7 protein-coding genes are annotated in these 6,426 nt (G+C 70.1%); 6 read left to right on the plus strand and 1 reads right to left on the minus strand.

What is annotated here, in order from left to right; genetic code table 11:
* The first annotated feature begins 112 nt into the window (after positions 1-112).
* From GRF61_RS22850 to GRF61_RS22870, 5 genes are all read left to right on the plus strand, one after another.
* Positions 113-649: a TPM domain-containing protein gene (locus tag GRF61_RS22850; protein WP_169152923.1), complete on the plus strand. Its 537-nt coding sequence runs from the start codon at positions 113-115 to the stop codon at positions 647-649.
* 134 nt (positions 650-783) lie between these two features.
* Positions 784-1,779: an LLM class flavin-dependent oxidoreductase gene (locus GRF61_RS22855; RefSeq protein ID WP_169152924.1), complete on the plus strand. Its 996-nt coding sequence runs from the start codon at positions 784-786 to the stop codon at positions 1,777-1,779.
* A gap of 174 nt (positions 1,780-1,953) precedes the next feature.
* Positions 1,954-2,646: a DUF5610 domain-containing protein gene (locus tag GRF61_RS22860; protein ID WP_169152925.1), complete on the plus strand. Its 693-nt coding sequence runs from the start codon at positions 1,954-1,956 to the stop codon at positions 2,644-2,646.
* 67 nt (positions 2,647-2,713) lie between these two features.
* Entirely contained in the window at positions 2,714-3,631 is a 918-nt protein-coding gene (locus GRF61_RS22865; RefSeq protein WP_169152926.1) for a LysR family transcriptional regulator, read from the plus strand.
* A gap of 147 nt (positions 3,632-3,778) precedes the next feature.
* Positions 3,779-4,975: an alpha-hydroxy acid oxidase gene (locus GRF61_RS22870; RefSeq protein ID WP_348982467.1), complete on the plus strand. Its 1,197-nt coding sequence runs from the start codon at positions 3,779-3,781 to the stop codon at positions 4,973-4,975.
* Between the two features lie 30 nt (positions 4,976-5,005).
* Here the strand turns inward: GRF61_RS22870 and GRF61_RS22875 are convergent, their stop codons facing one another.
* Entirely contained in the window at positions 5,006-5,413 is a 408-nt protein-coding gene (locus GRF61_RS22875; protein ID WP_169152928.1) for a hypothetical protein, read from the minus strand.
* A gap of 300 nt (positions 5,414-5,713) precedes the next feature.
* Between GRF61_RS22875 and GRF61_RS22880 the strand changes: the two genes are divergently transcribed.
* On the plus strand, positions 5,714-6,426 hold a 713-nt coding region (locus GRF61_RS22880; protein ID WP_169152929.1), incomplete at its 3' end, for a FadR/GntR family transcriptional regulator.

Consider the following 6,426-nt stretch of genomic DNA (forward strand, 5'->3'; position numbering starts at 1 on the left):
GGCCCCATCATCTGGGGCGGCGGCAGTGGTGGTCGCCGCGGCGGGGGCGGCGGTTTCCGCTCCGGCGGCGGTGGCAGCTTCGGTGGCGGCGGCGCCTCGGGGGGCTGGTGACATGAGTACCGTCATCCGTTTCCTGCGGCACCTGTGGGCCGATGCCGGCGATGTACGCCGCAAGCTGGATAGCGCCGCGCTGCAGCGGCTGGAACAGCTGGTGGCGGACAGCGAAGCCCGCCACAGCGGCGAGATTTGCCTGTGCGTGGAAGCCGCGCTGCCGCTCAGCTACCTGTGGCGCCAGTTCCGCCAGCGGCTGGCGGTGGCAGAGATCGTGCACCAGCGCGCCCTCAGCCAGTTCGGCAAGCTGCGCGTATGGGACACCGAGCACAACAACGGCGTGCTGATCTACCTGCAGCTCACCGAGCACCGCATCGAGATCGTCGCCGACCGCGGCCTCGTCCGCCGCCTGGAGGCCGACGCCTGGCAGGCAGCAGTGGCGGCGATGCGCCCTGCGCTGCGGGCCGGCCAGCTGGAGCAGGCGCTGGCGAGCGCGGTGAAGACCGTCGGCAGTGCGCTGGAACGCCATTTCCCGCTCGATCCGGCAACGTCCCGGAGCGATGCGGACGAGTTGCCGAACAGGCCGGTGGTGCAGTAGCCCCTTCGCGCTGCGCCACCCCGCGCGGCGCGGCGGGCTGCCACCGCCGGAACCGCCACCGCCCCGGCCAGTCTGTACAACATTGGCCCCGGTCCGCGGGTGCCCTCCTCCAAACAAGAAAGACACGCCCCGACATGAGCCCGTTCACCACCCCTCTTTCCATCCTGGATCTCGCGCCGGTTGCCGAAGGCAGCACGCCGGCCCAGGCCCTGCGCAACAGCCGCGAACTCGCCCGCCTGGCGGAGAAGCTGGGCTACCGGCGCTTCTGGCTGGCGGAGCACCACAACATGGTGGGCGTCGCCAGCGCCGCCACCGCGGTCGCCATCGGCTATGTGGCCGAAGGCACCTCGACGATACGGGTCGGCGCCGGTGGCATCATGCTGCCCAACCATGCCCCGCTGGTGATCGCCGAGCAGTTCGGCACCCTGGCAGCGCTCTACCCCGGCCGTATCGACCTCGGCCTGGGCCGCGCCCCCGGTACCGATCAACGCACCGCCCGCGCCCTGCGCCGCAACCTGATGGACAGCGCGGACACCTTCCCGGACGACGTCGTCGAGCTGCAGTCCTACTTCCGCCCGGCGGAGCCCGGCCAGGCAGTGCGCGCGGTGCCCGGCGAAGGCCTGGAAGTGCCGCTGTGGCTGCTGGGCTCCAGCCTGTTCAGCGCCCAGCTCGCCGCCGGCCTGGGCCTGCCCTTCGCCTTCGCCTCCCACTTCGCGCCGCGCTTCATGGAAGCGGCCATCGACGTCTATCGCCGCCAGTTCCGCCCTTCCGCCGTGCTGGAGCGGCCTTATGTGATGCTGGGCCTGAACGCGGTCGCCGCCGATACCGACGAGGAAGCGGCCTATCTCTTCACCTCGCTGCAGCAGCGCTTCGCCAGCCTCGCGCGCGGCAACCCCGGCCCGCTGCAGGCGCCGGTGGAGAGCATGGACGGCCACTGGAGCCCGGCCGAGCGCGCCTTCGCCGAATCTTCGCTGGCCTGCTCGGTGGTCGGCTCCCGCGCCACGGTGGCAGCCGGCCTGCGCCGCTTCATCGCCGACACCGGCGCCGACGAGCTGATGGTCACCGGCCAGATCTTCGACCAGGCCGCCCGCCTGCGCTCCTTTGAACTTGTCGCCCAGGCCAGGGACTGAAGAAACAAGTCCGCCGCCGTTCGCAGTGCGGGCAGGACGAGGTGGCACGCCCGGCGGGAAACGGCGCGGGCCGGGCACGCTGCTTGCTGTATCAGAATTGCCTAAGCCCTTCTAAAGTTTTGCCTGAGGCTGCCGTTAACACGGCCTTGCCACTCCAGGGACAGGAGAATCGTCATGGCTATTCCCTCCAGCACCTCGGTGACCGACCGCAGCGCCACTGCTCAGGCGCAGGACAGCCAGACCGAGGCCACCAAGCCGGACGCCGGCAAGACCGAAGGCGCCCAGGCGTCCACCACCGGCTCCATACGCGCCGAGGTCAAGACCCAGCTCAACATCCAGATCATCCAGGCCTCGCTCGAGGTTTCCATCAACGCCGGCAACGACAGTCAGGCACTGCTCTTCCGCAGCGCCATCGACAACCTGAACGAAGTGCTGGCGCCGGAGTTGGGCGAAAATGCAATCCAGAATGCCGCAAAGCAGCAGGACAACTCGCCGGAAGCCACCGCCGACCGCATCCTGAAGTTCGCCACCGGCATGTTCGACGCCTACGCCGCCCAGCACCCGGACAAGGACAGGGAGACCCTGGCCAACGACTTCGTCGACCTCATCCGCGGCGGCTTCGAGAAGGGCTTCAAGGAAGCGGCGGACATTCTCGACGGCCTCGGCGTGCTGCAGGGCGACGTCGAAGGCGGCATCAACAAGACCTACGACCTGGTGCAGAAAGGCCTGGACGACTTCCTGACCTCCCTGCTGCCCAAGAAGGACGGCGACGAGACCACGGAAGACGGCAGCGCAGCCAGCCCGCCGGCCACCGGCGGCAACCCGAGCGGCACGACATCCTCCGACCGCGCCACCGTCAAGGCCTGACGCGGTACGGGGCCGCCGCCGGCCCCATGTTCTAGAATCGGGCCTTCGTCCTTTCCGGCCCGGCCCGATGACTCTTCCCACCGCCCGGCAGGCCAGCCGCCTGCCGCCGCTGCCCGCCATCCGCGCCTTCGAGGCGGCCGCCCGTCTCGGCTCCATAGAGCGCGCCAGCGAGGAGCTGGCACTGACCGCCAGCGCGGTGGGCAAGCGCATCGCCAGCCTGGAGCAGCTGCTGGGCGTGCGCCTGCTGGAGCGGCATGCGCGCGGCGTGACTCCCACCGCCGCCGGGCTGGAGTACCAGGAGCAGGTGCGCACCGCGCTCGGCCTGCTCTCTGCCGCGCCGCTGCACAGGCGCGACCCGGCACGCCGTATCCATCTGCCGGTGTGTTCGCCACCCACCTTCGGCCGCGAGATCCTGGTTCCGCACCTCGGCAGCTTCCTCGAACAGGCACCGCAGGTGGATGTGGAAATCGTGCTGTCGGTGCCCTACCTCGGCCTGCGCCAACCCGGTGCGGCGGTGGAAATCTGCGCCACGCGCGCGGGCGACGACAATCCCGACATCGTGCTCGACGACCCGCTCACCGTGGTCTGCAGCCCGGATTACGCCCACCGCTACCAGTTGCAGACGCCCGCCGACCTCTCGCGCGGGCCGCTGTTGCGCAGCCCGCCGGAATCCTGGCTACCCTGGTTCGCCGCCGCCGGGCTGGACTGGCCGGAGCCGGCCAGCGGGCCGCGCCTGGTCGACATGGGCATGACCATCTCCGCCGCCGCCTGCGGCCTGGGCGCCGCGCTGGTCCGACCCAGCCTGGCGTGGCGGGCGCTGCGCAGCGGCGAACTCATCGCCCCCTTCGCCGTGCGCTGCACCCCGCTCACCCACTACGCCATCGCCTTCGATCCCCGCTATGAGGGCGATGCCGACATGCGCCATGCGGCACGCGAGTTCGCCGCCTGGCTGCGGAGCGTGTGCGCCAGGCTGGGCGGCGGCTGACTCCACCGCCTGCGGACAGGCGGCCAAGCACCCGTGGCCGAAGCGCCAGACCGGACGTTTCTTCCGGCCTGCGCGGCGGCGCTTTCCACCCGCCGGGCGATGGCGGCGGCTAGCATTGCGGGCAGCGCCACACAGAAGGAGAACCCCGTGCCCACGCCCATCACCTGCAACGAAGACCTCCGCCAACTCGCCCGCCGCCGCGTTCCCAAGGCGATCTTCGACTACGTGGACCGGGGCTCCTATGACGAGACCACCCTGAACGCCAACCGCGCCGACCTGCAGGCCATCCGCCTGCGGCAGAAGGTGATGGTGGATGTGGACAACCGCCGGCTGGACACCACCCTGGTCGGCGAGGCGGCGCGCATTCCGGTCGCCATCGCCCCGACCGGCCTAACCGGGCTGATGCACGGCAGCGGCGAGATCCTCGCCGCCCGCGCCGCCCAGGCCTTCGGCGTGCCCTTTACCCTGTCCACCATGTCCATCTGCTCCATCGAGCAGGTGCGCGCCGCGGTGGACCAACCCTTCTGGTTCCAGCTCTACGTGATGCGCGACCGCGACTTCGTGCGCTCGCTGATCACCCGCGCCCGCGAAGCCGGCTGCTCCGCGCTGATGCTCACCGCCGACCTGCAGATCCAGGGCCAGCGCCACCAGGACATCAAGAACGGCCTCTCGGTGCCGCCCCGCCTCACCGTTTCCAACGCCTTCGACATGGCGCGCAAGCTACCCTGGCTGTGGCATGTGCTGCGCGGCCCCAGCCGCAGCTTCGGCAACCTGGAAGGCTTCGTGCGCGGCGCCCAGGGCACGCAGACGCTGGCGCAATGGGTGGGCGGCCAGTTCGACACCTCGCTGTCGTGGAAGGACGTGGGCTGGATACGCGACCTGTGGCCGGGCAAGCTCATCGTCAAGGGCATCATGGACCCGGATGACGCCCGCGAAGCGGTCGGTCAGGGCGCGGACGCCATCGTCGTCTCCAACCACGGCGGCCGCCAGCTGGACGGCGCGCCCTCCACCATCGCCGCCCTGCCCGGCATCGTGGATGCGGTCGGCCATCGCACCGAGGTGCTGTTCGACGGCGGTGTGCGCAGCGGCCAGGACGTGTACAAGGCGATGGCGATCGGCGCCCGCGGCACCTTCATCGGCAAGGCCTTCCTCTACGGCCTGGGCGCCCTGGGTCAGGCCGGCGTGAGCACCGCGCTGGAGCTGATCCGCAAGGAGCTGGACATCACCATGGCGCTGGGCGGCATCCGCGACGTCGCCGACCTGGATCGGGAGGCGCTATGGCAGCCGTCGTCGGGCAGCGCCAGCGGCGCAACGGCGCAAGTAAATCTGCTGGACGCCGCCTGATCCGCGCCCGGTGCAGGCGGGTCTGGCAAGCTAGCGCTGATAGCGCTGCGCGATCTGCAGGGCCGACTCCAGCCGCTGCAGGGCGGCTTCGTCGCCACGCGAACGCGCACCCAGGATGCCATCGCTGAGCTTCCCCATGAAGTCGTAGCGGGCGCTGTCGCTCTCGGCCGGCACCTCGACGCCGGAACCACCCACCGGGATCTTCATGGTCATCGCCATGAAGGCCTCGCTGCCATCCAGCGCCATCTTGCCGCTGCGGATCTGCTCGTTGAGCCAGTCCCGCATCTCCTGCCGGGTCATGCTGGTGAAATCCACCTTCTCAGCGCCACCGGCTTGGGCCGCGCTCAGCGCGGCGGCGAACGAGCCATCGGCCGAACGCCCGCTGGCGGCGGCTTGTGCGGCCTGATTCGAATAGGAATTGCCCGTTTCGACTTTCATGGAAGCGTCCTCTCTCGCGGATAAGTCGGATCGCTCTATCCGCAAGTCCTGAGCCAGCAGCGATCCGGTGAGGAACGCCCGCGGTGAAAAGCCACGGTCTCCCTTGAGCCACACCGCATCCGCGGCCGCACGAAAATAAAGCCGGCTGGGCCCGGGACCGCGGGGGAGCGGCAAACCCTCGCCGGCCGGGCGGCAATCCTTGCCAGGCCCTTGCCGCGCGGGCATCCGACCACTGCGCATTGCCTGGGGCAAGCCATACAGGGCACAATTCATCCAATCATTGGATGAATCAACCTCCCCATGTCCGCCTCCTCCACCCGCCCGGCACCGCTGCTGGGCAAGACTTCCCTGGTCGACCTCGCCGTTGCCGCGCTGCGCGACCGCATCAGCCAAGGCGGATGGCCGGTCGGCAGCCGCATTCCCGTCGAGCCGGAGCTGGCGGCCCTGCTGGGCGTGAGCCGCAACACGGTGCGCGAGGCGGTGCGGGTGCTGGCGTTCTGCGGCCTGCTGGACGTGCGCCAGGGCGACGGCACCTATGTCGCCAGCCGCCTGGACCCCTCGGTGGCGATGGCCGGACTGTGCCGTGCCAGCCTGCAAGAGCACCTGGAAACCCGCGCCATGCTGGAAGTGGAAGCCGCCCGGCTGGCCGCCCTGCGCCGCACCGGGGATGACCTGGTCGCCCTGCGCGCCACCCTGGCCGCGCGCAACACCCACCATGAGGGCGAAACACCCGAGGCCTACGTCGCCCGCGACCTCGCCTTCCACCGCCAGGTGCTCAGCGCCGCCCACAACTCGGCACTGGCGGCGCTCTACGACTTTTTCTCGGACGCGGTGCAGCACGTGGTGCTGCTGATGCTGGCCGATGAATCGGTGACCAACCCGGACGACGATGCCCACACTGCCATCGTCGACGCCATTGCCGCCGGCGATGCCGAGGCCGCCGCCTGCGCCGCCCGCCAATTGATCAAACCACTACAACAGACGGCCCCCCAGCCCAACGGAGACTGCGCATG

Source organism: Azoarcus sp. TTM-91, assembly GCF_012911025.1.
Taxonomy (GTDB): domain Bacteria; phylum Pseudomonadota; class Gammaproteobacteria; order Burkholderiales; family Rhodocyclaceae; genus Azoarcus.

Coding starts and splice junctions, on each gene's coding strand:
- GRF61_RS22850 (WP_169152923.1), top strand. CDS start 113: ATGAGTACCGTCATCCGTTTCCTGCGGCACCTGTGGGCCGATGCCGGC.
- GRF61_RS22855 (WP_169152924.1), top strand. CDS start 784: ATGAGCCCGTTCACCACCCCTCTTTCCATCCTGGATCTCGCGCCGGTT.
- GRF61_RS22860 (WP_169152925.1), top strand. CDS start 1,954: ATGGCTATTCCCTCCAGCACCTCGGTGACCGACCGCAGCGCCACTGCT.
- GRF61_RS22865 (WP_169152926.1), top strand. CDS start 2,714: ATGACTCTTCCCACCGCCCGGCAGGCCAGCCGCCTGCCGCCGCTGCCC.
- GRF61_RS22875 (WP_169152928.1), bottom strand. CDS start 5,413: ATGAAAGTCGAAACGGGCAATTCCTATTCGAATCAGGCCGCACAAGCC.